Source organism: uncultured Aquincola sp., assembly GCF_964001545.1.
GTDB lineage: Bacteria > Pseudomonadota > Gammaproteobacteria > Burkholderiales > Burkholderiaceae_C > Aquincola.
Window position 1 is genome coordinate 1 of sequence record NZ_CAXFDV010000415.1, and the last position, 2,755, is coordinate 2,755.

Below are 2,755 nucleotides of genomic sequence, written 5' to 3' on the forward strand. Positions count from 1 at the left end.
CGGGCCACCGGCCGCGACATGGACGTGGCGCTGCAGGGCAATGCCTACCTGGCGGTGCAGTGGAACGGCGGCGAGGCCTATACCCGCGCCGGCGCCATCCAGATCGATGCCGACGGCGCACTGAAGGTAGACGGCCGCCCGCTGGTGGGCGACGGCGGCCCCATCGTGCTGCCGCCCTACGAGAAGCTGAGCATCGGCGTGGACGGCACCGTGTCCATCCAGGCGCCCGGCGAGACCGAGATGCAGGCGGTGGACAAGCTCAAGCTGGTGACGCCCGAGGTGGGCCAGATCACCAAGAACGTGGCCGGCCTGATCGTGCCGCGCAACGGCCAGCCGCTGGCCGCCGACGACAACGCCCAGCTGCAGGCCGGCGCGCTGGAAGGCAGCAACGTGTCCGCCGTCGAGGAGATGGTGGCCACGATGAGCCTGAACCGCGACTTCGAGGTGCAGATGAAGCTCTACAAGGCCGCCGACTCGATGGCCGAGTCGGGCAACCGTTTGATCAGGGATTGAGGAGAGAGCGATGAACCCCGCAATGTGGATCAGCAAGACCGGTGTGCAGGCGCAGGACGCCAAGCTGCAGGCCATTGCCAACAACCTGGCCAACGTCAACACCGTCGGCTTCAAGCGCGACCGCGTGATGTTCCAGGACCTGTTCTACCAGGTGGACCAGCAGCCGGGCGCCCAGCGCGACAACAACACCGCCTCGCCTTCGGGCACGCAGCTGGGCAACGGCACCAAGGTGCTGGGCACGCAGAAGGTGTTCACCACCGGCAGCCTGCAGACCACCAGCCAGGCGCTGGACGTGGCCATCGTGGGCCAGGGCTTTTTGCAGGTGGCGCTGCCCAACGGCAACACCGCCTACACCCGCGCCGGCCAGCTGCAGCTCGATTCGGAAGGCCGGCTGGTCACCGCCCAGGGCCTGCCGCTGGTGCCCGAGATCACCATCCCCGCCAATGCCACCGGCGTGAGCATCGGCGAAAACGGCGTGGTGTCCGTCACCGTCAGCGGCCAGACCGCGCAGACCGAAGTGGGTCAGCTCACCCTGGCCAGCTTCGTGAACCCGGCCGGCCTGCTGGCCACCGGCGACAACCTTTACACCGAGACCGCCGCCAGCGGCGCGCCGGCTGTGGGCAACCCCGGCACCGATGCGCACGGCAAGCTCAAGCAGTACGCGCTGGAAGGCTCGAACGTGCAGGTGGTAGAAGAGATGGTCGAGATGATCGCCGCCCAGCGCACCTACGAGATGAACACCAAGGTGCTTTCCGCAGCCGACAACATGCTGCAGTACCTGGCGCAGGCTGCCCGATGAACACGCACCACCGCCGCCATGCGGCCGTCCTGCTGCTGGCTGCCACGGCCCTGCTGGCCGCCTCGGGCTGCGCGCACATCGAGCCGCAGCAGGCGCCGGTGCTGACCGAGGAAAAGCCGCTGCCGGTGATGCAGCCGGTGTCGCGCCGCGGCCAGGCTGGCGGCGTGTTCACGCCCGACGCCACCTGGAGCCTGCACTCCGACAGCCGGGCCTTCCGCCCCGGCGACGTGCTGACCGTGGTGCTCAACGAGACCACGCAGTCCAGCAAGTCGGCCGACACCAAGTTCGGCAAGGAAAGCAACATCGCGCTGCGGGCGCCGGTGATTGGCACCAGCACCATCAACGCCAACGTGGCCGCGGGCGGCTCGCGCGACTTCAACGGCTCGGCCACCAGCAGCCAGCAGAACACGCTGCAGGGCGCCATCACCGTCATCGTGCATGAGGTGATGCCCGGCGGCCTGCTGCGGGTGTCGGGCGAAAAAAGCCTGTACCTGAACCAGGGCGAAGAGTTCGTGCGCCTGGCCGGCTACGTGCGCAGCGCCGACATCGACACCGACAACCGCGTGTCTTCCCAACGCATCGCCAATGCCCGCATCGCCTATTCGGGCCGCGGCACGCTGGCCGATGCCAACAACCCCGGCTGGCTGACCCGCTTCTTCGCCAGCCCCTGGATGCCCTTCTGAAGGCCGACGTCATGACCTTCCTGCGCCCCACCACCTGGCTGCTCATCGGCGCGCTGGCCGCGCCCCTGGCCGCGCTGGCCGCCAACCCGCCGCGCAATGCCGCGCCCGAAGCCGTGGCGCCCAAGAACCTGCGCACGCTGCGCAACCTGGTCAGCGTGGAAGGCGTGCGCGACAACCAGCTGATCGGCTATGGCCTGGTGGTGGGCCTGAACGGCAGCGGCGACAGCACGCAGTCCAAGGCCACCGGCCAGTCGATGACCAACCTGCTCAAGCAGTTCGGCGTCAAGCTGCCCGAGAAGGTGGACGCCAAGTCCAAGAACGTGGCCACGGTGATGGTGAGCGCGGTGTTTCCGCCCGGCTACCGCAAGGGCCAGACCATCGACATCACCGTCTCGTCGCTGGGCGATGCCAAGAGCCTGCGCGGCGGCACGCTGCTGCTGACGCCGCTGCGCGCGGCCGACGGCGAGGTGTATGCGCTGGGCCAGGGCAACCTGGTGGTGGGCGGGCTGAACGCCAGCGGCGCAAGCGGCTCCAGCGTCACCATCAACACGCCCACCTCGGGCCGCGTGCCCAACGGCGCCAGCATCGAGCGCGAGATCGAGACCGACTTCGACACCCGGCCCACGGTGCGCCTGAACCTCAAGCGCCCGCACTTCCAGACCGCGACCAACATCGTCGAATCGATCAACAAGGCCTACGGCCCGGTGGCCAGCACCCGCGACGCCACCAGCGTGGACGTGGTGGCGCCCGCCAACCCGAC

The 2,755-nt window shown here is 68.8% G+C and carries 4 protein-coding genes; all 4 read left to right on the forward strand.

Going from position 1 to position 2,755, the window contains the following annotated elements; translation table 11 throughout:
- A partial coding sequence (locus ABNT58_RS14135) for a flagellar basal body rod C-terminal domain-containing protein (protein ID WP_348754103.1) occupies positions 1-513 on the forward strand: 513 nt, incomplete at its 5' end.
- 10 nt (positions 514-523) lie between these two features.
- Positions 524-1,312, forward strand: coding sequence for a flagellar basal-body rod protein FlgG (gene flgG / locus ABNT58_RS14140; RefSeq protein ID WP_348754104.1), 789 nt, complete (start codon positions 524-526; stop codon positions 1,310-1,312).
- Positions 1,309-1,995 carry a flagellar basal body L-ring protein FlgH gene (gene flgH, locus ABNT58_RS14145; RefSeq protein ID WP_348754105.1) on the forward strand — a complete coding sequence of 229 codons (687 nt, stop codon included), beginning with the start codon at positions 1,309-1,311 and terminating at the stop codon, positions 1,993-1,995. The genes flgG and flgH overlap by 4 nt, the downstream gene beginning before the upstream one ends.
- Positions 1,996-2,006: 11 nt before the next feature.
- A partial coding sequence (locus ABNT58_RS14150) for a flagellar basal body P-ring protein FlgI (protein WP_348754106.1) occupies positions 2,007-2,755 on the forward strand: 749 nt, incomplete at its 3' end.

What these genes read in the sequence shown, in the direction of transcription:
- flgG (WP_348754104.1), top strand. Translation starts at nt 524, where the DNA reads ATGAACCCCGCAATGTGGATCAGCAAGACCGGTGTGCAGGCGCAGGAC.
- flgH (WP_348754105.1), top strand. Translation starts at nt 1,309, where the DNA reads ATGAACACGCACCACCGCCGCCATGCGGCCGTCCTGCTGCTGGCTGCC.